Annotated in this window: 22 protein-coding genes and 1 tRNA gene; 4 read left to right on the top strand and 19 right to left on the bottom strand. The window is 72.6% G+C overall.

Annotated features, from left to right (window positions below; all coding sequences use genetic code 11):
• The 13 genes from secD to pgsA all read right to left on the bottom strand — a co-directional run bounded on the left by secD (position 1) and on the right by pgsA (position 12,273).
• A complete protein-coding gene (gene secD, locus ACY0MR_RS29625; RefSeq protein ID WP_473556319.1) occupies positions 1-1,794 on the bottom strand; it encodes a protein translocase subunit SecD in 1,794 nt (597 codons plus the stop codon).
• A 144-nt stretch (positions 1,795-1,938) separates the two neighbouring features.
• Positions 1,939-2,403, bottom strand: coding sequence for a preprotein translocase subunit YajC (yajC, locus tag ACY0MR_RS29620; protein ID WP_404084348.1), 465 nt, complete (start codon positions 2,401-2,403; stop codon positions 1,939-1,941).
• 165 nt (positions 2,404-2,568) lie between these two features.
• Positions 2,569-3,660 (bottom strand): Holliday junction branch migration DNA helicase RuvB, encoded by a 1,092-nt coding sequence (gene ruvB / locus ACY0MR_RS29615; RefSeq protein ID WP_361846479.1) that lies wholly within the window; start codon positions 3,658-3,660, stop codon positions 2,569-2,571.
• A 94-nt stretch (positions 3,661-3,754) separates the two neighbouring features.
• The gene (gene ruvA, locus ACY0MR_RS29610; protein ID WP_361846480.1) at positions 3,755-4,387 is read right to left on the bottom strand and encodes a Holliday junction branch migration protein RuvA; all 633 of its coding nucleotides are present in this window, start codon (positions 4,385-4,387) and stop codon (positions 3,755-3,757) included.
• A complete protein-coding gene (gene ruvC, locus ACY0MR_RS29605) occupies positions 4,384-4,947 on the bottom strand; it encodes a crossover junction endodeoxyribonuclease RuvC (RefSeq protein ID WP_473556315.1) in 564 nt (187 codons plus the stop codon). Before ruvC ends, ruvA begins: the two co-directional genes overlap by 4 nt.
• Before the next feature lie 134 nt (positions 4,948-5,081).
• Positions 5,082-5,834 (bottom strand): YebC/PmpR family DNA-binding transcriptional regulator, encoded by a 753-nt coding sequence (locus tag ACY0MR_RS29600; RefSeq protein ID WP_361846484.1) that lies wholly within the window; start codon positions 5,832-5,834, stop codon positions 5,082-5,084.
• 62 nt (positions 5,835-5,896) lie between these two features.
• Complete coding sequence (gene pdxT / locus ACY0MR_RS29595; RefSeq protein ID WP_361846486.1) at positions 5,897-6,487, bottom strand: pyridoxal 5'-phosphate synthase glutaminase subunit PdxT; 591 nt, start codon at positions 6,485-6,487, stop codon at positions 5,897-5,899.
• Between the two features lie 6 nt (positions 6,488-6,493).
• Positions 6,494-7,408 (bottom strand): pyridoxal 5'-phosphate synthase lyase subunit PdxS, encoded by a 915-nt coding sequence (pdxS, locus tag ACY0MR_RS29590; RefSeq protein ID WP_209493853.1) that lies wholly within the window; start codon positions 7,406-7,408, stop codon positions 6,494-6,496.
• Between the two features lie 115 nt (positions 7,409-7,523).
• Positions 7,524-8,066: a hypothetical protein gene (locus ACY0MR_RS29585; protein ID WP_361846488.1), complete on the bottom strand. Its 543-nt coding sequence runs from the start codon at positions 8,064-8,066 to the stop codon at positions 7,524-7,526.
• A gap of 11 nt (positions 8,067-8,077) precedes the next feature.
• Entirely contained in the window at positions 8,078-8,713 is a 636-nt protein-coding gene (locus ACY0MR_RS29580; RefSeq protein WP_473556311.1) for an MBL fold metallo-hydrolase, read from the bottom strand.
• A gap of 685 nt (positions 8,714-9,398) precedes the next feature.
• Complete coding sequence (locus ACY0MR_RS29575; protein ID WP_361846490.1) at positions 9,399-10,550, bottom strand: glycosyltransferase family 4 protein; 1,152 nt, start codon at positions 10,548-10,550, stop codon at positions 9,399-9,401.
• Complete coding sequence (locus tag ACY0MR_RS29570; RefSeq protein ID WP_473561918.1) at positions 10,547-11,485, bottom strand: phosphatidylinositol mannoside acyltransferase; 939 nt, start codon at positions 11,483-11,485, stop codon at positions 10,547-10,549. Before ACY0MR_RS29570 ends, ACY0MR_RS29575 begins: the two co-directional genes overlap by 4 nt.
• Positions 11,486-11,610: 125 nt before the next feature.
• A complete protein-coding gene (gene pgsA, locus ACY0MR_RS29565; protein WP_361846492.1) occupies positions 11,611-12,273 on the bottom strand; it encodes a phosphatidylinositol phosphate synthase in 663 nt (220 codons plus the stop codon).
• A 275-nt stretch (positions 12,274-12,548) separates the two neighbouring features.
• Between pgsA and ACY0MR_RS29560 the strand changes: the two genes are divergently transcribed.
• Together ACY0MR_RS29560 and ACY0MR_RS29555 are read left to right on the top strand one after the other, a co-directional pair.
• Entirely contained in the window at positions 12,549-14,753 is a 2,205-nt protein-coding gene (locus ACY0MR_RS29560) for an elongation factor G-like protein EF-G2 (RefSeq protein ID WP_473556308.1), read from the top strand.
• Positions 14,754-14,951: 198 nt separating this feature from the next.
• The gene (locus ACY0MR_RS29555; protein ID WP_473556306.1) at positions 14,952-16,610 is read left to right on the top strand and encodes a hypothetical protein; all 1,659 of its coding nucleotides are present in this window, start codon (positions 14,952-14,954) and stop codon (positions 16,608-16,610) included.
• 90 nt (positions 16,611-16,700) lie between these two features.
• Here ACY0MR_RS29555 and ACY0MR_RS29550 read toward each other — a convergent pair whose 3' ends face one another.
• On the bottom strand, positions 16,701-17,264 hold the full coding sequence (locus ACY0MR_RS29550) for an HIT family protein (protein WP_361846498.1): 564 nt from the start codon (positions 17,262-17,264) through the stop codon (positions 16,701-16,703).
• Positions 17,265-17,329: 65 nt separating this feature from the next.
• On the opposite strand from ACY0MR_RS29550, the gene ACY0MR_RS29545 reads away from it, so the two are divergent.
• Entirely contained in the window at positions 17,330-18,028 is a 699-nt protein-coding gene (locus ACY0MR_RS29545; protein WP_473556303.1) for a potassium channel family protein, read from the top strand.
• Positions 18,029-18,077: 49 nt separating this feature from the next.
• Here ACY0MR_RS29545 and thrS read toward each other — a convergent pair whose 3' ends face one another.
• The 3 genes from thrS to ACY0MR_RS29530 form a co-directional block, all read right to left on the bottom strand.
• Positions 18,078-20,054 carry a threonine--tRNA ligase gene (thrS, locus tag ACY0MR_RS29540; RefSeq protein ID WP_392046967.1) on the bottom strand — a complete coding sequence of 659 codons (1,977 nt, stop codon included), beginning with the start codon at positions 20,052-20,054 and terminating at the stop codon, positions 18,078-18,080.
• Between the two features lie 150 nt (positions 20,055-20,204).
• Positions 20,205-21,530 (bottom strand): hypothetical protein, encoded by a 1,326-nt coding sequence (locus ACY0MR_RS29535; protein WP_361846504.1) that lies wholly within the window; start codon positions 21,528-21,530, stop codon positions 20,205-20,207.
• Positions 21,530-22,096, bottom strand: a complete 567-nt coding sequence (locus tag ACY0MR_RS29530) for a DUF4365 domain-containing protein (RefSeq protein ID WP_473556299.1) — start codon at positions 22,094-22,096, stop codon at positions 21,530-21,532. Before ACY0MR_RS29530 ends, ACY0MR_RS29535 begins: the two co-directional genes overlap by 1 nt.
• Positions 22,097-22,217: 121 nt before the next feature.
• Here ACY0MR_RS29530 and ACY0MR_RS29525 point away from each other — a divergent pair, with 121 nt between their 5' ends.
• On the top strand, positions 22,218-22,946 hold the full coding sequence (locus tag ACY0MR_RS29525) for a 3'-5' exonuclease (protein ID WP_361846506.1): 729 nt from the start codon (positions 22,218-22,220) through the stop codon (positions 22,944-22,946).
• Between the two features lie 67 nt (positions 22,947-23,013).
• Here the strand turns inward: ACY0MR_RS29525 and ACY0MR_RS29520 are convergent.
• Positions 23,014-23,085, bottom strand: a tRNA-Val gene (locus ACY0MR_RS29520).
• Between the two features lie 39 nt (positions 23,086-23,124).
• Entirely contained in the window at positions 23,125-23,571 is a 447-nt protein-coding gene (locus ACY0MR_RS29515; RefSeq protein ID WP_392865431.1) for an SRPBCC family protein, read from the bottom strand.
• Positions 23,572-23,620 lie beyond the last annotated feature (49 nt).

Genomic DNA, 23,620 nt, shown 5'->3' with positions numbered 1-23,620 from the left:
TCACGCCTCCTTCGGGTCGACAGGGCCAGCGGCAGAGGCATTGGCACGGCGGGTGCGGCGCAGCGGCGGCTTGGCGCCGAGCCGCTTCGGGTCCAGTCCGGACCAGGCGTGGCCGTCGCCGAAGAACTTGGTCCGCGCGAGGAGCGTCATGACCGGCTTGGTGAAGAGGAACACCACGACGACGTCGAGCAGCGTGGTCAGGCCGAGCGTGAACGCGAAGCCCTGGACCTTGCCGACGGTGACGATGAAGAGCACCGCCGCGGCCAGGAACGACACGAAGTCGGAGACCAGGATGGTGCGGCGGGCGCGCGGCCAGGCGCGCTCGACGGCCGGGCGGAGCGTGCGGCCCTCGCGGAGCTCGTCGCGGATGCGCTCGAAGTACACGATGAACGAGTCCGCGGTGATGCCGATGGCGACGATGGCGCCGCAGACGGCCGGCAGGTTCAGCGCGAAGCCGATGGCCGGGCCGAGCAGGGCCATGATCACGTAGGTGAGCAGTGCGGAGACGCCGAGGCTCAGGATGGCGATCAGCGACAGGCCGCGGTAGTAGGCGACCAGGTAGATGATGACCAGACCGAGGCCGATGGCGCCGGCGATCAGACCGGCCTCCAGCTGCTCGCCGCCGAGCGCGGCGGTGACCGTGTCGACGCTCTGCGTCTCGAAGGTCAGCGGCAGGGCACCGTACGACAGGATGTTGCCGAGGTCCTGGGCCGACTGCTGGTTGAAGTTGCCGGAGATCTCGGCACTGGCGCTCAGCGTCTGGCGCACGGACGGGGCCGAGACGACCTCGCCGTCCAGGACGATCGCGAAGCGGTTCTGCGGGTCGGCCTGCGAGGAGAGCTTGCCGGTGATCGCCTGGAACTTCTTCGAACCGGCGTCCGTGAAGTCCATGGTGACGATCCACATGCCGCGCTGCTGGTCGAGCTGGCCCTTGGCGTCGTCGACGTCGCGGCCCTCGACCTCGGCCGGGCCGAGGAGGTACTTCGACCAGACGCCGGGGGCGTCCTCGCCGCAGGCGACGGTCGGCTCGCTGGGCTTGACGCCCTGGCCGGCGGAGGTGCGCTGCTTGGGGTCGAGGCAGTTCAGGGAGGTGTACTTCTCCTGGAGCGCCGCGGTGGCGGCGTCCGGCGTCGGGGTCGCCGACGGGGTTCCACTGGCCTTCGGGGTCTCGCCGGCCTTCGGCGTCCCGGAGGCGCCGCCGGTCGGCGTGGGGGTGGGGCTCGGGGCCTTGAGGGCCTCGGTGAGCGCGCGGCCCTGGGCGGAGCCGGTGGCCGACGGGGTGGCCGGCTTCTCGCCCACGGTCGAGCCGGAGGCGGAGGAGGAAGGCTTCGGCGTGGCGGAGGGAGAACCGGAGGAGCCGGCGGTGGGCGCCGGGGCGGGTCCGCCGTTCGTCACCGCGAGAACGGGCCGGAAGTAGAGCTGGGCGGTGGTACCGACCTGCTCCCGGGCCTGCTTCTCGTTCGTCCCGCGAGGGATGTTGACGATGATGTTCTCTTTGCCCTGCGTCTGGACCTCGGCCTCGGAGACACCGAGACCGTTGACCCGGCGCTCGATGATGCCGACGGCGGTGTTCATGTTGGTCTCGTTGACCGCCGACTCCAGGCCGGGCTCAGCCTTGGCCTTGAGCGTGATCGACGTACCGCCGGCGAGGTCGATGCCCAGGCGCGGGGTGGTGTGCCCCGACCAGAACATGCCGCCGGTGAGCGCGACCATGGCGATCAGGATGAGTGCCAGGGCGCGGCCCGGCCGACTCTGTCCCCCCGCCGGCCTTCGGCCCTTCTTCGGTGCTGCCACCTGTCGTATCTCCCTGTCCAACCGTCCCGCGCCGGGTGTGCGCGGGACGGCCACGAAGTGTGTGTGGGGACCTTCCCCCGCAGACGTGGAACCGTTCCGAGAACCGCGCACGCCGGTGGGCGCGCGCGGTGTCCTCGGCCGCGACTACTTCGCGTCGGTCTCGCCGTCGGCCTTGCCGTCCTTCTGGCCCTCCGCGGCGTCGGCGACGTCCGACTTCTTCGTCAGATCGGCCTTCGGCGCGTCCTCGACGGTCTCCGCGTCCTCGACGGTCCCGGTCAGCGACGACGCGTCGTCCGGCACGACGGTGCCGGTGTCCGCGTCCTCGTCGTCACCGTGGACGATGCGGTTGTACTCGGAGTCCTGGAGGACGGCGCCGATCGCGTTCTTCGCGTAGACGGCGTGCACGCCGGGCGCGACCTCGAGGAGGACGGTCTCGTCGCCGATCTCCTTGACGGTGGCGTACATCCCCCCGATCGTCCGTACGCCGGTGCCGGGCTGCATCTCGTCGCGCATCTGCGCCGCCGCCTGCTGCTTCTTCTTGGCGGAGCGGGTCATCAGGAACATGGCCCCGATGAGGACGATGAAGGGGAGGAGGGTCACGATGCTCACGGGACGGGTTTCCTTCGCACGGTCGCGGAGAACCCGCGGCCTGATCTTCGGGGGTGGGCGCGCCGACCAGAAAGGGCGGCAACGGCGGAGTCTAGGCGAGTCCGCATCGACTGAACAACGTCCAGCATCGCACCCCGGTTCCTGTCCGGGCGAGTGTCAGCACCGTCACGCCCCGAAGAGCCCCTGTTGTCCCTTTCCCGGAGCGCTCCCGGGGATTCCCGGGCCCGCTGCCTGCGGTGGAGCCAGTCCGAGGTGCGCCCATGCCGCGGGAGTGGCGACCCGGCCACGGGGCGTACGGGCCAGCAGACCCTCCCGTACGAGGAAGGGTTCGGCGACCTCCTCTACGGTCTCGCGCTCCTCCCCCACCGCGACGGCGAGGGTCGAGAGACCGACCGGGCCACCGCCGAAGAGCTTGAGCAGGGCCTCCAAGACGGCCCGGTCGAGCCGGTCGAGGCCACGGCCGTCGACCTCGTAGACGCTGAGGGCGGCCTCGGCGATCTGCCGGGTGATGGCGCCGTCCGCCTTGACCTGGGCGTAGTCGCGGACGCGGCGGAGCAGCCGGTTGGCGATGCGGGGGGTTCCGCGGGAGCGGCCGGCGATCTCGGCGGCCCCGGCCGGGTCGATCTCGACGTCGAGGAGTCCGGCGGAGCGGTGGACGACCCGCTGGAGCTCGGCCGGTTCGTAGAACTCCATGTGGCCGGTGAAGCCGAAGCGGTCGCGCAGCGGCGGCGGCAGGAGTCCGGCCCGGGTGGTGGCGCCGACCAGGGTGAACGGCGGGAGTTCGAGCGGGATGGCGGTGGCGCCGGGGCCCTTGCCGACGATGACGTCGACACGGAAGTCCTCCATCGCCATGTAGAGCATCTCCTCGGCGGGCCGGGACATCCGGTGGATCTCGTCGAGGAAGAGGATCTCGCCCTCCTGGAGGGAGGAGAGGATCGCGGCGAGGTCGCCGGCGTGCTGGATGGCGGGGCCCGAGGTGATGCGGATCGGGGCGTTCATCTCGGCGGCGATGATCATCGACAGGGTGGTCTTGCCGAGGCCGGGGGCGCCGGAGAGCAGCACGTGGTCGGCGGTGGCACCGCGCTGGCGGGCGGCCTTGAGCACCAGGTCGAGCTGCTGGCGGACCTTCTCCTGGCCGACGAACTCGCTGAGGTCCTTGGGCCGCAGGGCCGCCTCGACGGCCTGGTCGTCCCCCTCGGCCGATGCCCCGACGATGCGCGCCTCGTCGTCGCCGGTGGTCTCGTCGTCCCAGTTCACGGATGTTCTGCCTTCTCGGTGGTGGTGCGGTGGTCTGTGCGGCGGGGCGGCGGTCCCGGCGGGGCGGCTCCCCCGCCCCGCGCGGCCGGTCCCGTCAGCGGGCGCGGTTCAGGGACTGCAGGGCCGCCCGCAGCAGCTGCGGCACCGGCGCCGAGCCGCCCGCTGCGAGGGCCTCCTCCGCCTGCGGCGTCACCGCCGCCACCGCCTCCTCCGCCTCGCGGGAGGCGTAGCCGAGGCCGATGAGGGCGGCGGCCAGCTGCTCCGTCCACGGCGCCGGGCCGGCGGCCGCGGCCCGCTGCGCGCCGACCATGCCGCTGCTGCCGAGCGGGGCGCCGAGCTTGTCCTTCAGTTCGAGGAGGAGTTTCTGCGCGCCCTTCTTGCCGATGCCGGGGACGGCGGTGAGGGCCTTCTCGTCGCCGGTGGAGACGGCGACGCGCAGGGCGTCGGGGCTGTGCACCCCGAGCATGGCCTGGGCGAGGCGGGGGCCGACGCCGCTGGCGGTCTGGAGGAGCTCGAAGACCTGTCGCTCGTCGTCGTCGGCGAAGCCGTACAGGGTGAGGGAGTCCTCCCGTACGACGAGGGAGGTGGCGAGCCGGGCGTCCTCGCCGATCCGGAGTGCCGCGAGCGTGCCCGGGGTGCACTGGACGGCCATGCCCACGCCGCCGACCTCGATGACGGCCGTGGTGGGGGCGAGCGCGGCGACCGGGCCGCTGACGAAGGCGATCATCGGGTTCGGCCTTTCACTGCGGCCGCCTGCCGGGCGACCGCCTGCTGGAGGCGGTTCTCGGCGACGGCCTGCTGGAGACGGTTCTGGGCGGGGGCGCGCCAGATGTGGCAGATGGCGAGGGCGAGGGCGTCGGCGGCGTCGGCCGGCTTGGGCGGCGCGGAGAGCCGGAGCAGCCGGGTCACCATGGCGCCGACCTGGGCCTTGTCGGCGCGCCCGCTGCCGGTGACGGCGGCCTTGACCTCGCTGGGGGTGTGCAGGGCGACGGGGATGCCGCGGCGGGAGGCGCAGAGCATGGCGACGGCGCTGGCCTGGGCGGTGCCCATCACCGTACGCACGTTGTGCTGGCTGAACACCCGCTCCACCGCGACGAGTTCGGGCGAGAAGCGGTCGAGCCACTCCTCGATGCCGCGCTCGATGCCCACCAGGCGCAGCCCGATGTCGTCGTCCGCGGCGGTCCGCACCACCCCCACGTCGAGCATGGTGAGGGGACGTCCGGCCACCCCCTCGACGACGCCGACGCCGCACCGGGTCAGGCCCGGGTCCACCCCGAGAACACGCACGCCGCGCCCCCTTCTCGCTCACCTGTTTGTGCAGGCTATCGGCTGCCACCGACAACGCCGTACGAACGACAGCGGGCCGACGGGGGCGTGTCCCCGTCGGCCCGCTGTGCGGCCGCCTCGCTCGGCGGCCCCGATCAGGCGTCGACCTTCGCCATGACCTCGTCGCTGACGTCGAAGTTGGCGAAGACGTTCTGCACGTCGTCGCTGTCCTCCAGCGCGTCGATCAGCTTGAAGATCTTGCGCGCGCCCTCTTCGTCGAGCTCGACCTGCATGGTCGGGACGAAGCTGGACTCGGCCGAGTCGTAGTCGATGCCGGCCTCCTGGAGCGCGGTGCGGACCGCGACCAGGTCGGTGGCCTCGCTGATGATCTCGAAGGACTCGCCGAGGTCGTTGACCTCCTCGGCGCCGGCCTCCAGCACCGACTCCAGGACGTCGTCCTCGGACAGCTCGCCCTTGGGGAGCACGATGACGCCCTTGCGGTTGAACAGGTACGAGACCGAGCCCGGGTCGGCCATCGAGCCGCCGTTGCGGGTCATGGCCACGCGCACGTCGGAGGCGGCGCGGTTGCGGTTGTCGGTGAGGCACTCGATGAGCACCGCGACACCGTTCGGACCGTAGCCCTCGTACATGATCGTCTCGTAGTCGGCGCCGCCGGCCTCGAGACCCGCGCCGCGCTTGAGCGCGGAGTCGATGTTCTTGTTCGGGACCGACTGCTTCTTCGCCTTCTGGACGGCGTCGAACAGCGTCGGGTTGCCGTCCAGGTCGGCGCCGCCCGTGCGGGCCGCGACCTCGATGTTCTTGATCAGCTTCGCGAAGAGCTTGCCGCGCTTGGCGTCGATCACGGCCTTCTTGTGCTTCGTCGTAGCCCATTTAGAGTGGCCGGACATCTGCCTGTCTCCTTCGCGTAACCCATTTCTGAACGAACCCCAGAGATCCTACCGGGATCGGATCAGCGTGCCGCGCGCACCATGTCGACGAACAGGGCGTGAATGCGGTGATCCCCGGTGAGCTCGGGGTGGAACGAGGTGGCGAGCACCCGGCCCTGCCGTACGGCCACGATGTGGCCGTCGTGCTCGGCGAGCACCTCGACCTCGGCGCCGACGGACTCCACCCAGGGGGCCCGGATGAAGACGCCCTCGACGGGGCCGTCCTCGATGCCCGCGACGGTGACGCCGGCCTCGAAGGACTCGTTCTGCCGCCCGAAGGCGTTGCGGCGGACGATCATGTCGATGCCGCCGAAGGTCTCCTGGCCCGAGCGCGGGTCGAGGATCTTCTCGGCGAGCATGATCAGACCGGCGCAGGTGCCGTAGACCGGCAGGCCGGCGGCGATGCGCTCGCGCAGCGGCTCCGCCATGCCGAACAGCTCGGCCAGCTTGGAGATGGTGGTGGACTCCCCGCCGGGGATGACCAGACCGTCGATCTCGGCCAGCTCTTCGGGGCGCCGGACCGGCCTGGCCACGGCGTCAGCCGCGGCCAGGGCGATCAGGTGCTCCCGTACGTCGCCCTGGAGTGCCAGGACACCGATCACGGGTGTGCTCATCAGTGGTTACCAGCCGCGGTTGGCGTAGCGCTCGGACTCGGGGAGGGTGTCGCAGTTGATGCCGACCATGGCCTCGCCCAGGTTGCGGGAGGCGTCCGCGATGATCTTCGGGTCGTCGTAGAAGGTGGTGGCCTTCACGATGGCGGCGGCGCGCTTGGCCGGGTCGCCGGACTTGAAGATGCCGGAGCCGACGAAGACGCCCTCGGCGCCGAGCTGGCGCATGAGCGCGGCGTCGGCGGGGGTGGCGACACCACCGGCGGAGAACAGCACGACCGGGAGCTTGCCGAGCTCGGCGACCTCCTTGACCAGCTCGTACGGGGCGCGCAGGTCCTTGGCGGCGGCGAAGAGCTCGTTGTTGTCGAAGCCGCGCAGCTTGGCGATCTCGTTCTTGATCTGGCGCAGGTGGCGGACGGCCTCGACGACGTTGCCGGTGCCGGCCTCGCCCTTGGAGCGGATCATGGCCGCGCCCTCGGCGATGCGGCGCAGGGCCTCGCCCAGGTTGGTGGCACCGCAGACGAAGGGGGTCGTGAAGGCCCACTTGTCGGAGTGGTTGACCTCGTCGGCCGGGGTGAGGACCTCGGACTCGTCGATGTAGTCGACGCCGAGGGACTGCAGGACCTGGGCCTCGACGAAGTGGCCGATGCGGGACTTGGCCATCACGGGGATGGAGACCGCGCCGATGATCTCCTCGATCATGTTCGGGTCGGACATGCGGGCCACGCCGCCGTCCTTGCGGATGTCCGCGGGGACCCGCTCCAGGGCCATGACGGCCACGGCGCCGGCGTCCTCGGCGATCTTCGCCTGCTCGGCGTTGACGACGTCCATGATCACGCCGCCCTTGAGCTGCTCGGCCATGCCGCGCTTCACACGGGCGGTGCCGGTCTCGGGGGACTGGGGGGAAACGGAAGGCGTGGTGGACACGGGGACCTCACTCGTGACAACGGGGGTTGACGACTAGGTCGAGGAAACAGTCCACCTGCAGTCCACAGCAAGGGCCAATGTGGACCCGGTGGATCGTTTTCGCAGGCTGAGAGCGTCAGGCCGGGCGGTCGGCAAGGGCCACCGGCGCTTCGTCGTCCATTTCGAAGGCCAGCGGGAAGGGCGCGTGGCCCGCGAGCCGGAGCCAGCGGACTGTGCGGTGGCGCCGCAGGGCGCGCGCGGCGCGGACGGCGTCGTTGTGGAAGCGGCGGGCCATCGGCACCCGGCGGACGGACGCCGCCAGCTCCTCCGCGGCCTCCACCCCGCCCGGGGCCTCCCGTACGAGCTCCACCTGCTCGGGCTCGCCGAACACCACCCGCAGGGCCTGGCTCAGCTCGCTCTCGGCGACCTCCCGGTGGTCCTCCTCGGCCTGCCGCGCGGCGTGCGCGGCCTCGTACAGCACGATCGAGGCGGCCGGATCGAGGACGCCGGAGGTGGCCAGTTCCTGGGTGACCGAGGCCCGGCGCAGCAACTGCGCGTCCAGGGCTGCGCGGGCGGCGTCGATGCGGGAGTGCAGCCGGTCGAGCCGGCCGGCGGTCCAGCTGAGGTAGACGCCGACGAGGATCAGCGCGACGACGGTCCAGATCAGGGTTTCGGTCACGGGCCGAAAGGCTACCGGGGCGGCGGCAGCACCCCTTCCCACAGGGCGTGGTCGTGGGCGAACAGGACGCGTGCGGGGCGGCCCGCGCCGAGCTCGGCGAGCCGGTCGAGCCACGGGCGGCGGGGGACGCCGAACTCGTGCGCGAAGTCGTACGCCTGTCCCGCGAGGACCGTGACGCGGTCGCCGTGGTCGAGGAACAGCGACTGGTGCCCCGCGGTGTGGCCGGGGGTGGGCACGATCAGCACACCCGGCGCGATCTCGTGCTCGCCGTCGAGCTCCCGGTAGCGGACGCCGGGCAGCAGCGAGTCGATGGTGTGCCCGCCGGCGCGGGCCAGGGCGAGCTCGGTGCGCTGGACGAGGACGGGGGTGTCGGGGAAGCGCTGGTTGCCGCCGATGTGATCGAAGTGCAGATGGCAGTTCACGACGGTGTCCACGTCCCCGGGACCGACGGCGAGCGGCTTGCGGACGGGCCGGTAGTGGGCATCGGTCTCGGCGGAACCGGTGCCCATGCCGGTGTCGAAGAGGAGCGCGCCGCGGCGGTGCCGCACGAGATAGCCGAGCACGGGCTCCCCGCGGGGGTGGGGGCCGCCCCACTCGGCGGCGGGGCGGGTGAAGTGCCCGAGATCGAGCGTGTCGACGAGGATCATGCGCGGAGCCTGCCCGGGCGTGGTGGCGGCAACCACGAGCACGCGGAACCGGCACTGCGGGCGCGGGCCGCGCGGGCGTGCCTGCGTGCGGGCTGCGCGGACGTCCCCGCTGCCCGGCGGACGTCCCCGCTGCCCGTATGTGCGCTGCGCCCTCGGCCCACGCCAGCTGCCTGCGCCGCCCGCGCGGGCATACGCCGCGCAGGCTTGCGCGCGCCGCCCGCCGTGCGACCTGTGCCCACCGCCCGTGTGGGCAATCGTCCCGCAGGGCGGGACGGGTGGGCACACGGGACGGCGCGCTCTGGCGGCGCCTCCGCCCCTTGTGCCTGGACCCGCACCAGTTGTGCGGCGGGCACGGGGTGCGGGTCAGGGCGCGGAAGCCTAGGCCCGGCAACGGGCGCCGTTCCGTTGTGCCCACCCGTTCCTCCCCCAAGGACTTCGTCCAGGGGGGACCCCCAAGCGGAACGAATGCCCACAACGGGGGTGGGTGGGGTGGGCACCGCCCCGGCGGAACAGGTGCCCTCAACGGGGTGGGCGGCGGGCATCGCCCCGGCGGAACACATGGCCGCAACGAGGGCTCCCAGCCGACGCAGCGGCACGCGACGAAGGGACCCGGGCCCGCAGGACCGGGCTGCGCGGGGCGCCGACGGGCGCCGCGGCCTACACGCCCAGCGGCCGACAGGCGCAGCTACAGGCCCAGCCGGGCGCGGAGGCCCACGCGTTCGTCGGTGTCGACCGCCGCCGCCCCGTCCGTCACCGTCTCGTAGACCGCCAGGATGTCCGCGCCGACCGTCGACCAGTCGAAGCGCCGCACGTGCGCCGATCCCCGCAGGCTCAGCGCCGCGCGGCGCTCCTCGTCGCCGAGGAGCCGGATCGCCGCGTCCGCGAGCGCGTCGGCGTCCTCGTTGGCGAAGAGCTCCCCCGCCGCGCCCTGGTCCAGGACCTGCGCGAAGGCGTCCAGGTCGGAGGCGAGGACGGGCGCGCCGGCCGAGAGCGCCTCGACGAGGATGATGCCGAAGCTCTCGCCGCCGGTGTTGGGCGCCACGTAGACGTCGACGCTGCGGAGCAGCCGCGCCTTGTCCTCGTCGCTGACCATGCCCAGGAACTCCACCCGGGACCGCATCTCGCGCGGCAGCGAGGCGACCGCCTCCTCTTCGTCCCCTCGCCCGGCGACCAGGAGCCGCGCCCCCGGCCGCTCGGTGAGGATCCTGGGCAGCGCCCGCATGAGGACCGGCAGGCCCTTCCTGGGCTCGTCGATGCGCCCGATGAAGCCGAGCGTCTCGCCCTGCCACTCCTTCTTCGGCTCGGCGCGCGCGAAGAAGTCGACGTCGACCCCGTTGGGGATGACGACGGCGTCGCCGCCCAGGTGCTCGACGAGGGTCCGCCGCGCGTACTCGCTCACCGCGATGCGCGCGCTGATCTTCTCCAGCGCCGGCTGGAGGATCGGGTACGCGGCGATCATCGCCCGCGAGCGGGGGTTCGAGGTGTGGAAGGTCGCCACGATCGGACCCTGCGCGGCCCAGCAGGTCAGCAGCCCGAGCGACGGCGAGGTCGGCTCGTGGATGTGGACGACGTCGAAGGTGCCGTCGTGCAGCCAGCGGCGGACCCGCGCGGCGGAGAGGAAGCCGAAGTTCAGCCGCGCCACCGAGCCGTTGTACGGCACCGGGACGGCCCGGCCCGCCGACACCACGTACGGCGGCAGCGGCGTCTCGTCGTCGGCGGGCGCGAGGACCGAGACCTCGTGGCCGAGCCTGATCAGGTGCTCGGCGAGGTCGCGGATGTGGAACTGGACGCCGCCCGGCACGTCCCACGAGTACGGGCAGACGATCCCGATCTTCACGCGCCCCGCTCCCCGTCCCGATCGGCGCCCGCGGCCCCGGCGTCCCCGCCGGTCCCGGGGCGTTCCTCCAGGTCCGCGAGCCACAGTCGTTGCAGCATGTGCCAGTCCTCCGGGTGTTCCGCGATGCCGGAGGCGAAGGCGTCGGCCAGCTCCTGGGTCATCACGGAGGTCTTCTCCGCGCGCGTGCCCGACCCGGGCACGGCGATCGGCGCGTGGATGCGCCCCCGCATGACGGACGCGTCGCCGTACCAGAGCGTCACGGGGAGCAGCAGCGCGCCCGTCTGCTGGGCGAGGATGGCCGGTCCCGCGGGCATCCTGGCGGTGTCGCCGAAGAAGGTCACCTCCGTGCCGGAGGCCGACAGGTCGCGGTCGGCGACCAGGCAGACCAGGCCGCCGGCGCGCAGGCGACGCGCGAGCGTGCCGAAGGCGGAGCCCCCGGTGTGCGGGAGGACCTCCATGCCGAGGGACTCGCGGTAGGCCACGAAGCGGTCGTAGAGCGTCTCCGGCCTGAGCCGCTCGGCGACGGTGGTGAACGGCACGCCGAGGGAGCGGGTCACCCACACGCCCGCGAGGTCCCAGTTCGCCAGGTGCGGCAGGGCGAGGACGACGCCGCGTCCGGCGGCGAGGCCCTCCTGGAGGTGGTGGACGCCCTCGATGTCTATCCCGCGCTCGACGCGCTCCCTGCTCCAGGTGGGCAGCCGGAAGGACTCCATCCAGTACCGCATGTACGAGCGCATGCCGGCCTTCGACAGCTCGGCGAGCCGCTCGGGGGTGGCGTCCGGCACCACGCGCGCGAGGTTGGACTCCAGGCGCAGGACGCTCTTGCCGCGCCGCTTCCACGTGAGGTCGGCGATCCTGCGGCCGAGCCCGGCGGCCACCGGCTCGGGCAGCTTCTTGACCGTCGCCCAGCCGGCGCCGTACAGCCCGTCGCTCAGCCGCTCCCTGAACGTGCCGCCGCCCGACGCGCCGCCCTCCGGGACGCCGCCGGCGGGCCGGCCGGCCGCGGGGGATCCGCCGCCCTCGGGGGTGCCGCCCTGCGGCGCCCCGTCCTTCACCGTGCTCACGTCGCCGCCCCGCTCCCGCCGGCCGCGGCGGCGTCCGCCTCGGCCGATTCCCGCCGTACGGTCACCACACGCTGGCCCAGGGTGACGGCGCTGCCGACGGCCACGATCCACAGGGCGATCGGCAGGAGCACCTGCACCCCGGGGACGCCGAAGGCGTGCAGTCCGGCCAGGCCGGCCGCGACCAGCGAGATCACCAGGCGCTCGGCGCGCTCGATCAGGCCGTTGACGGCGACGGGCAGCCCGATCGACTCGCCCCGGGCCTTCGTGTACGAGACGACCTGACCGCTCGCCAGGCAGAAGATCGCCACGGCGCACAGCACGTTGTCGTCGCCCTTGCCCGCGTACCAGAGCGCGAAGCCGCCGAAGATGGCGCCGTCGGCGACCCGGTCGAGGGTCGAGTCGAGGAAGGCTCCCCAGCGGCTGGAGATCCCCGCCTGCCGGGCCATGTTGCCGTCGACGAGGTCGGAGAAGACGAAGAGGGTGATGACGATGGTCCCCCAGAAGAACTCCCCGCGGGGGAAGAACACCAGTGCGCCGGCCATCACCCCCGCCGTGCCGATGAGCGTGACCGCGTCGGGGCTGACGCCCCTGCGGAGCAGAAACGCGGCGAACGGTGTGAGGACACGCGTAAAGAATGCACGCGCGTACTTGTTCAGCATGGCCTTCCCGGTGTTCGGTGGGCCGCGGCCCCTACGACCACCGGCTCACCCATCGTAGCCACGCGCGCCCCGGCGCACGGGTGGCACCCGCCCCGCGGCGCCCGCGTCCCCCGCGAGGGCCCTCCCCGTGTACGACGTATGGACGCCTCCCCGCGTCGGTGCAAAGCTCGAAGGACCACCGCGGGCCCCCGGCCGGAGCCGTACCGCGAGAGACCACTCCCCCCGTGGCACCCGCCGTACCACCCCACCGTGCGAGCAGCCGGGAGGAACACATCATGGGTGAGAAGGCGAACACGGCCGCCGGAGCCGCCGGAAGGGCTCTGACGGCCGACCGGCCCGCGGCCGTACGGAACGTGGTGCTGGTCGGCCACAGCGGATCCGGCAAGACGACCCTGGTCGAGGCGCTGGCCCAGACCGCCGGGGCGCTCAACCGGGCGGGCCGCGTCGAGGACGGCGGCACCGTCTCCGACTACGACGAGATCGAGCACCGCCAGCACCGCTCGGTGCAGCTCTCCCTCGTTCCGGTCGGCTGGGACGGGTACAAGATCAACCTCATCGACACCCCCGGGTACGCCGACTTCGTCGGGGAGCTGAGGGCCGGTCTGCGCGCGGCGGACGCGGCCCTCTTCGTCGTCTCGGCCGCCCAGGAGGCCGACGCCGTCGCCGCGTCCACCCGGATGGTCTGGGAGGAGTGCGCCGCCGTCGGCATGCCGCGGGCCATCGTCGTCACCCACCTCGACACCGCCCGCACCGACTTCGGCGAGCTGACCGGGGTCTGCGCCTCGCTGTTCGGCCACGACGACCCGGACGCCGTCCTGCCCCTCTACCTCCCGGTGCGCGGGGCCGAGGGCGCCGACGGGCACGCGCCCGCCACCGGTCTGGTCGGCCTGCTCTCGGAGCGGATCCTCGACTACTCGACGGGTGTGCGGACGGAACGCCCTCCCGACGAGGAGCAGCGGCCGCTGATCGCGGAGGCCCGCGCCCGGCTGATCGAGGGGATCATCGCCGAGAGCGAGGACGAGACCCTCATGGACCGCTATCTCGGCGGTGAGTCGGTCGACGTGCAGACGCTCGTCGGCGACCTGGAGAAGGCGGTGGCCCGCGGGGCCTTCCATCCGGTGCTCGCGGCCGCCCCGGCGGCTGCCGGCGGGTCGCAGGGGCTGGGCACGCTCGAAATCCTGGAGCTGATCACGGGCGGCTTCCCCTCGCCTCTCGAGCACGAGCCGCCCATGGTGACCACCCCCGACGGGCAGCCCCGTCCGCCCCTGGCCTGCGACCCGGAGGGCCCGCTCGTCGCCGAGGTCGTCAAGACCTCCTCGGACCCCTATGTGGGCCGGGTGTCCCTGGTCCGCGTCTTCTCCGGCACCCTGCGCCCCGACGAGACCGTCCACGTGTCGGGGCACGGCCTGGCCGACCGGGCGCACGCGGACCGGGACCTGCACGAGGCGGACGAGCGGGTCGGCGGCCTCACCTCGCCCTTCGGCAAGCAGCAGCGGCCCATGGCGCACTGCGTCGCCGGGGACCTCGCCTGTGTGGCCCGGCTGGGCCGGGCCGAGACCGGCGACACGATCTCGGCCAAGGACGACCCCCTCCTGATCGAGCCCTGGAGCATGCCGGAGCCGCTGCTCCCGCTGGCCGTGCAGGCCCACGGGAAGGCCGACGAGGACCGGCTCTCGCAGGGCCTCGCCCGGCTGGTCGCCGAGGATCCCGCCCTGCGGCTCGAACAGAACCCGGACACCCGTCAGATGGTCCTGTGGTGCCTGGGCGAGGCCCACCAGGACGTCGTCCTCGAACGCCTCCGCGGCCGGTACGGGGTCCAGGTCGACGCCGTGCCGTACAAGGTGGCGCTGCGCGAGACCTTCGGCGGCGCGGCGGCGGGCCGGGGCCGGCACGTGAAGCAGTCCGGCGGCCACGGCCAGTACGCCGTCTGCGAGATCGAGGTGGAGCCGCTCCCGCCGGGCAGCGGCGTCGAGTTCGTCGACAAGGTGGTCGGCGGCGCGGTGCCCCGCCCGTTCATCTCCTCCGTCGAGAAGGGCGTTCGCGCCCAGGCCGCGCGCGGCGTCGCGGCCGGGTACCCGCTCGTCGACGTCCGGGTCACCCTCAGGGACGGCAAGGCGCACTCGGTGGACTCCTCGGACGCCGCCTTCCAGACGGCCGGCGCGCTCGCGCTCCGCGAGGCCGCGGCCGACGTCCCCGTGCACCTCCTGGAACCGGTCGCCGAGGTGCGGGTGACGGTGCCCGACGAGTACGTCGGTCCGGTGATGAGCGACCTGTCGGGCCGGCGGGGCCGGGTCGTGGGCACGGACCAGGCCGGGTCCGGCCGGACGGTGGTGCGGGCCGAGGTGCCGGAGATCGAGATCGGACGGTACGCGATCGACCTGCGGTCCGTGTCGCACGGCACGGGCCGCTTCGACCGCGCGTACGCCCGGCACGAGCCGATGCCGCCGCACCTGGCGGAGAAGGTCCGGGCGCAGGGCTGAGGGAGCACTGCGCCGGGGCGCTGCCGGCGACGGGCGTCCGGCCGGCCCGGCCCGGGCGGACGCCCGCGCGTGCGTCATTCGGCCTCGCTGTCCACAGGCGGTGACGCACACGACGGTCCCCGGTTACTCTGTGGTGCCCAGCTCAGAAGGTGTGCGGGGCGCGGCAGTTGGGAACAGCCCGCACTAGGAACCGCGGCGATGGGGGCGGCAGTGTCGATCGATGGCTTCGGACCCGGGGCGCAGGTCCCCCTCACGGGCACGGGCGGGGGCACGGGGGCGACGAACGCGCTCGCGTCCGCCGCGTACCGGGACAGCGAACTGAAGACGATTCAGGAAGCGGACAACGAGCTCTACAAGACGACCCTCAAGGGCGGGAAGTGGGAGAAGCTCTTCCGCCCCGACCTGGGCGAGGCCTTCTCCCGGGCGGTCCAGGTCCGCATGCTCGGCGGCGGTCGCGCCGCGCTCATCCAGTCGTTCGGCGCCGAGCCGCAGCCGGTCGTCGAGCACTGCCTCGCGGCCACCCACATCCGCCGCCAGCGGGACACCAAGCTGACCCTGATCACCTTCGTCTGCGGCGTCCTCTTCCTGCCCGGCCTGCTGCTGTGGCTCGGCATCATCCAGCTGCGCCGGCTGGCGGCCGGCTCCGACAACAGGCGCACGAGCGTCGTCGGCACGGTGCTGCTGTGGGCGGCGGGCATCTTCGCCGCGCTCGTGCTCCTCAAGCTGCCCCTCGACGGGATCCTGCCGAACTACCTGCGCGCCATGATCGTGGCCCCGGTCATCGGCTGGTTCCTGGCCCGCCGGGTCTGCGACCGCTCCGCCGTGGACCTGCGGGAGCGCTGGGCGGGGCTGCTCAGCGGCGGCGGCGCAGGACCGCAGATCCCCAAGTCCGTCCCGCAGGACCCGGGCGAGAAGTCGGCGGAGGAGCTGCGGCTGAACCTGGAGAAGCTCTCCGCCGAGCAGCAGTCCAACATCGCGTTCTACGCCGGGCCCAAGGGCATCCTCGGTCTCGGCACCCGCTGGGGCAGCTGGACCCTCGCGGAGGAGCTCGTGCCGGTGGCCGGCCGGGAGATCCACGACTTCCGCGCCTGGGACGTCATCCGCAAGATCCACGACCAGCTCGCCCTGCTCGAGCGCGGCTCCCTCAAGACCGGCTTCCCGAAGCCGACGGTCAAGCACTGGATCGTCTCCGCGGTCGGCGAGGGCGCCGACTCCGTCACCCGCCCCGAGGGCGACAACATCGTCCACTTCCAGGTCAAGCCGCACGAGATACAGCGCATCTGCAACGACCAGCAGTTCGGCGCGGGCAACCGGCACTACCTGGGAGTCCAGTTCACGCTCTGGGACGGGAACCTGGTCCTGACCATGATGGTCACGGTGACCTCGCTCCACCACACGCTCCGGATCGAGGTCACCGGCCACGCGCTGGGCCCGGTGCACGGCCTCTTCGGCACGAAGCCCGCGGCCAAGACCCGGGAGGTCTCGAAGACCGTCCGGTTCTGGGAGACGAAGTCGATCCAGCAGCCGCTGCTCACCACCGACGACGTCGTCCGGCTGGCGGTGCGCGCCCCGCTCACCTGGTACCCGCCGGTGCTGGAGTTCCTCGGCGGCAAGATGGTGCTGCCCGAGCCCTTCGGCCTGCGGCACGTGTGGGCCGGGCCGCTCTGGAAGAACCGCTTCATGGCCGACGACGCCATACGGATGGCGACGCCGGTGCTGCGCGCGGTGCACTCCGCGACCCTGAAGTTCCTCGACGAGCACAACGTGGACACGGAGCGCTTCACCAACCGCTCGCTGGTCCTCAGCGGCGGCATCCAGGAGCCGGGCCCCAAGAAGGCCGACGTCTACGACACGTGACGGGGCCGCGCGCGAGGACCCCGGGCGGCCGGGGGCGCGGACGGCGAAGGGCCCGGGCCACGACGGCGGCCCGGGCCCTTCGCGTACGGGTCAGACGGCGGCGGGCCAGGCGTCGGCCAGCATCTTCCGGGTGTCCGCGAGGAGCTGCGGCAGCACCTTGGTGTGCCCGACGACCGGCATGAAGTTGGTGTCGCCGCCCCAGCGGGGCACCACGTGCTGGTGCAGGTGGGCGGCGATCCCGGCGCCCGCGACGGCGCCCTGGTTCATGCCGATGTTGAAGCCGTGGGCGCCGGAGGCCGCCCGCAGCGCGACCATCGCGCGCTTGGTGAGGTCGGCGAGCTCCGCCGTCTCCGCCGCGTCCAGGTCCGTGTAGTCGGCGACATGGCGGTAGGGGACGACCATGAGGTGACCGCCGTTGTACGGGTACAGGTTGAGGACCGCGTACACGCTCCGGCCCCGGGCGATCACCAGACCGTCCTCGTCCGACTTCGACGGAATCGAGCAGAACGGACAGCCGTCCTCGGCACCCGGCCCGGTCGGCTTGTTCTCGCCCTGGATGTACGCCATTCGATGAGGCGTCCAGAGGCGCTGGAACGCGTCCCGCGTCCCCACTCCGATCTGCTGCTCCGGCTCAGTCGTCATGCTGTGCAGCATATTGCGTCGCCCGTTCGGAACGTGTCGCCGGGGCGGAAGATCCGTGCAGCGGCCATGCTGAGGCGATGAGCGACAGGCCCCCGAAACCACCGCGTCAGGAACGCTGGGACCGTCTCATGGAGCTGCCGCTCGCGGTGGCCTCCCTCCTCTACCTGGCGAGCTACGCGGTGCGCATCCTCGCCCACGACCACCTTCCGCAGGAGTGGCTCGACGTCTGCCTCACCGTCACCTTCGTCTCCTGGGGCGTCTTCGTCGCGGACTACCTGGTGCGCCTGCGCCTCAGCGGTCTCGGCCCCTTCCGCTTCCTGCGCACCCACCTCCTGGACACGGTCGTCCTGCTCCTGCCGCTTCTGCGGCCGGTGCGGATGGTGAGCACGTACGACCAGGTGCAGCGCCGCCGGGACCAGCCGCGCCTCACCCTCTACGCGCGCGTGATGGTCTACGCCGGTCTCACCGTGGCCCTGCTCGGCTTCGCCGGCGCGCTCACCGTCTACCACTACGAGGCCGGCGCCCCCGGGGCCTCGATCGTCACCTTCGGCGACTCGGTCTGGTGGACCTGCGCCACGCTCGCGACCGTCGGGTACGGGGACGTCGTCCCGGTGACGCGGATGGGCCGGGTGACCGCGGTGGGGCTGATGGCCTGCGGGCTCGCGCTGCTCGGCGCGGTGACGGGTTCGTTCTCGTCCTGGCTGATCCAGTCGTTCACCCGGGACGACGAGAAGGACGGCGGGAGGCCCCCGGGGGGATTCCCGGGGGCCTCCTGAGCCGCGCCCCCGGGTCCGTCGGACCCGGGGGCGCGGGGGTGCCGCTCGATCAGACCTGGACGCGGTCCTCGACGATCTTGGCGATCTTGGCGATGGCCTCGTCGACGGGGATGCCGTTCTCCTGCGAACCGTCGCGGTAGCGGAAGGAGACGGCGCCTGCGGCCATGTCCTCGTCGCCCGCGATGATCATGAACGGGACCTTCTGCTTCTGCGCGTTGCGGATCTTCTTCTGCATCCGGTCCGAGGACGAGTCGACGTCCACCCGCAGCCCCTGCTTCTTCGCCTTGGCGGCGAACTCGTGCAGGTAGTCGACGTGCGCGTCGCCGATCGGGATGCCGGTCGCCTGGACGGGGGCCAGCCACGGCGGCATCGCGCCCGCGTAGTGCTCCAGGAGCACGGCGAAGAAGCGCTCGATCGAGCCGAACAGCGCGCGGTGGATCATGACCGGGCGCTGCTTGGTGCCGTCCGGGGCGGTGTACTCCAGGTCGAAGCGCTCCGGCAGGTTGAAGTCGAGCTGCACGGTCGACATCTGCCAGGTGCGCCCGATGGCGTCCCGCGCCTGGACGGAGATCTTCGGGCCGTAGAACGCGGCGCCGCCCGGGTCGGGGGTCAGCGGGAGGCCCTGCTTCTCGGCGACCTGCTGGAGGACCGCGGTGGCCTCCTCCCAGACCTCGTCCGAGCCGACGAACTTCTCCGGGTCCTTGGTGGAGAGCTCCAGGTAGAAGTCGGTCAGACCGTAGTCGCGGAGCAGGTTGAGGACGAAGGTGAGGGTCTTGTCGAGCTCCTCCGCCATCTGCTCCTTGGTGCAGTAGATGTGCGCGTCGTCCTGGGTGAAGCCGCGGGCGCGGGTCAGACCGTGCACGACGCCGGACTTCTCGTACCGGTACACGGTGCCGAACTCGAAGAGCCGCAGCGGGAGTTCACGGTACGAACGGCCGCGCGCGTCGAAGATCAGGTTGTGCATCGGGCAGTTCATGGGCTTGAGGTAGTAGTCCACGCCCTCGTCGAGCTGCATGGGGGGGTACATGCCCTCGGCGTACCAGTCGAGGTGGCCCGACTTCTCGAACAGCTTGCCCTTGGTGGCGTGCGGCGAGTAGACGAACTCGTAGCCCTCCTCCTCGTGGCGCTTGCGCGAGTAGTCCTCCATGACCCGGCGGATGATGCCGCCCTTGGGGTGGAAGACGGCGAGGCCGGAGCCGATCTCGTCCGGGACGGAGAAGAGGTCGAGCTCGTTGCCGAGCTTGCGGTGGTCGCGCTTCTCGGCCTCGGCGAGGAAGTCGAGGTGGGCCTTCAGCTCGTCCTTCGACGGCCAGGCGGTCCCGTAGATGCGCTGGAGCATCGGGTTCTTCTCGCTGCCGCGCCAGTAGGCGGCGGCGTTGCGCATCAGCTTGAACGCCGGGATGTTCCGGGTGGTGGGCAGGTGCGGACCGCGGCAGAGGTCCTTCCAGCACAGGTCGCCGGTCTTGGCGTCGATGTTGTCGTAGATGGTCAGCTCGCCGCCGCCCACCTCGACGCTGGCGCCGTCGTCGGTCGACGCGGAGCCCTTGATGCCGATGAGCTCCAGCTTGTACGGCTCGTCGGCCAGCTCGGCGCGGGCGTCCTCGTCGGTCACCACGCGGCGGGCGAAGCGCTGGCCGCGCTTCTGGATCTCCTGCATCTTCTTCTCGATGACCTTGAGGTCCTCGGGGGTGAAGGGCTTCTCGACGTCGAAGTCGTAGTAGAAGCCGTCCCGGACCGGCGGGCCGATGCCCAGCTTGGCCTCGGGGAAGAGCTCCTGCACGGCCTGGGCCATGACGTGTGCGGTCGAGTGGCGCAGGATGTCGAGACCGTCCGGGGAGGAGATCTCGACGCCCTCGACGACATCGCCGTCGGCGAGCTCGTACGACAGGTCCTTCAGCTCGCCGGCCACGCGGGCGGCGATGACGGTGCGGTCGTCGGCGAACAGCGCGCCGGCGGTGGTGCCCGCGCTCACCGCCCTCTCCTCTGCTTCCGAGGCGGACTGGACGGTCACACGGACTTCAGACACGGGTACTCCGTACATAGGGGCGCAAGCAGACACGAGGTGCCTGCGCCGGCGGTGCACGACAGGTACGAGGTGCCGCGCACGGCCGATCCTACCGAGGGGTCCGGGCGGCCCGCGAAACGGTTTCCCGGCCGCCGGACCACGCCCGGCGGCTCACTCCCCGTCCGGACCGCCGTCCTCGTCGAGGAAGTCCGCGTCCTCGGCGGTCCCCCGGAGCGACTTCAGCAGCCGGTCCCGCTCGGTCTCGTCGACCTGGACGGGGACGACCCCGGACGCGTCCGTGAGCCGGCGGAAGCCGCCCCGGCTCTCCAGCCGGCCCACCACCCGGATCGGGAGCCCGGCGAGATGGGCGTGCCCTGCGGTGCGGTACGCCTCCTCGTCCAGGCCGACCCGGACGTGCGGGACCTCCGCCCCGCCGAGGACCCGGAGCCGTACGGTCCCCTCCCCGCGCGGTCCGGAGCGGCGCATGCGGACGACGGTGCCGGTCAGCCGGACCGGCACGGAGGGCTCGTCGGTCAGGTAGCGGGCGCTCGCCTCGCGCAGCGCGGGCAGGTCGCCGGGCGAGAACTCGACGGGTGCGGGCCGGGCGGCGCACCCCTCGGGGGCCCCGGCGGAGGGGGCCCACTCCAGGGCGATCCTGGCTCCCTCGGTGCCCCGCACCAGGGCCACGAGCGCCTCGGTGAGCTCACGGCTGACGCCCGCCTCGACGGCGGCGTCGAAGGCCTCCATCCCGCCGGTGGCCCGCTGGTAGTCGGTGGCCTCGCGGGCCGCGTGGAGGGCGTGGTAGAGCCGCACGGCGATGGGGCGGCCGGGTGCGACGGGCAGGAACGCGGTGAGGCCGCGCCCGCCGGGGGCCGCGCCGACGACGACGGTCTCCAGGGAGGCCTGGGCGGGGCGCCGGTGCCGGGCCCCGTAGTAGCCGGCCCGGCCGCGCACGGCCAGGGCCCCGGCGAGGAGGAGCTGGCGGGCGGCGGACCGGAGCTGCTCCTGCACGGTCCAGGGGACGACGCCCGCCGGGCCCGGGGGGACGTCGCGCCACCAGCGGATCTCGTCGCTGGGCACGGCGAGGCCGGTGAGGACCTCCCGGGCGGAGGGCGTGCCGCTGCGGGCGAGGGCGGTGAGCGCCTCGCCGAGCAGGTCCTCGCAGTCGGGGAAGGCCCGGCTCTCCGGGACGAGGAGGCTGGTGCCGGTGCTGCCGGGCGGGGTCCAGCGGCTGTACCGGCCGGCCGCGCCGCCCCGCCGCCGCCAGCCGTGGCGGGCGAGCAGGGCGCCGAGGACCCGCGGGTCGACCCTGCCGGGGTCGGGTGCGCCCTGGCTGTCGGCCCAGGGTCCGGCGGGCGGACCGGGGACCCCGGTCCAGGGCCCGGGGAGGTCCCCGGGCGCCGGGTGGGGGCGGTAGGGCGGGGGAACGGAGACGGGGCCGTGTCCGGCCCCGTTCCCCTCGTCCCCGAACGTCGGTTCGTCGATCGGCCGGTGCATCAAGGTCTCCCTCCCCCGCCGACCCGGGTCATGATCTCGCAGAGCGCCCGGTCGTCGAAGATCCGCGTCGTCGGCACGCGCACGGTGGTCCGGCGCCGTCCGGTGACCGGGTGTCCGGCCAGGTTGATCCAGTAGCAGCAGTGCCGCAGGTCGAGCCGGTCGTGACTCGCCCTCAGCCAGTCGTCCTGCGACCTCGGTACGAGCATCACGACGAGGATCTTGTGGACGGACACCGGGGTCCTGGCGAGCTTCACCAGGTGGTCGTTGTCGAGGGTGAACGAGAAGGTCTTCCCGGGCGGGCCCGGCGGGATCTGGTAGGTGCACTTGAGCTGCACCTTGATGGTCACCTCGTCGTCGACCGTGTGGGCGGGCGAGCCGTGGCTCACGTGCCAGTCGATGCCGTTGTCCGGAAAGGGCTGGGACAGCGAGCAGCCGGCCGCGGCGGCGACGGCGTGCAGGTATCCCACCTGGAGGGTCTCCATGCAGGCGGTGGTGGCGAGTGAGCCGCGCGTCGGTGCCAGCCGCTGGGGCGGCAGCCCTCCCGACTCGGGCTGGGCGAGCGCCATGTGTTCTTCCTTCCCCGTCCCTTGTGTTGTGACCGGTCCGCGTACGGCGCAAACAGTCCGGGTATCACCGTTTCGGGGCAGGGGGTTGGCCATCTGCCGCACGTGTGCGAGGAGTTCAGGGATGACGATGCACTGGTACGAAGGGCCCCTGGCCGCTTTCGACACGGAGACCACCGGAGTCGACGTCGAGGGCGACCGGATCGTGTCCGCCGCCCTGGTCGTCCAGGACACGGTGGGGGCGCGTCCGCGGGTGACGCGCTGGCTGGTCAATCCGGGCATACCGGTGCCCGCGGGGGCCACCGCCGTGCACGGGCTGACGGACGATCACCTCCAGCGGTACGGCCGGTGGCCGTCGCCGGTGATGGAGGAGCTGGCGCGGGCGCTGGCGGAGCAGAGCGCGGCGGGGCGTCCGCTGGTGGTGATGAACGCGCCGTTCGACCTGACGATCCTCGACCGCGAGCTGCGCAGGCACCGGGCCTCCACGCTCGGCGACTACCTCGGGGGGAACCCGCTGTGCGTCCTGGACCCGCGGGTGCTGGACAAGCACCTGGACCGGTATCGCAAGGGCCGCCGGACGCTCACGGACCTGTGCGCCCACTACGAGGTGGAGCTGACGGGGGCGCACGACGCGGCGGCGGACGCGACGGCGGCGCTCGACGTCGTACGGGCGGTGGCGCGGCGCTTCTCGTCGCGGCTGGAACGGCTGACACCGGCCGAGCTGCACACGCTGCAGGCGGTGTGGCACGCGGCCCAGGCGCGGGGTCTCCAGGCCTGGTTCACCCGGCAGGGCACTCCGGAGACGGTGGACACGTCGTGGCCGCTGCGGCCGGAGCTCGGCACGGCGGCCTGAACCGGGCCCGGATTCCCGGCACATGACAGAGGCCGGCCCGTCTTTCGACGGACCGGCCTCTACCCGGTGGGCGATACTGGGATCGAACCAGTGACCCCTTCGGTGTGAACGAAGTGCTCTCCCGCTGAGCTAATCGCCCGGGAACGGGTTGAACCATACAGGCCCCGGAGCCCTTCGTTCAAACCGGTCGCAGCCGGGCGGCGATCCCCCGGCGCCCGCCCCGCATCATGAGGGCGTGGTTGGCGCGGAACAGGGGACGGCCGGGGACGGCGAGGGCGCGCAGCAGGCGGGCCCGGACCTCGACCTCCTGCTCGTAGAGGACGCGGGTCCCGGTCCCGTCCGGGGCGAGGGTCCAGCGGGCCCAGCCCTCCAGGTCGCCGCCGAGCCCGATCTCCAGGACCCGGGCCCCGGGGTCGCGGCGCAGGGCGCGGGCGGTGACGACGATGTCGTACGGGAGCAGGGAGCGGAAGCGGGCGGTGCCGGTGGTGTCGTCGACGGGGACGACCTCGCGGACCTGGGGCCACCACCGGGGGTACTCGTCGGCCCGCTCCAGGACGGCGTAGACGGCGTGGGGCGGCGCGGCGAGGCGCCAGACGCTGCGGAAGCGGTAGTGGCACCAGTCCATGCACCCAGTGTGGACGTACTCAGGCCACGGGGACCGGAAAGATGAGTAC

This window comes from Streptomyces sp. JN8 (assembly GCF_055808075.1).
This window is presented reverse-complemented; position numbering and strand designations above follow the sequence as displayed.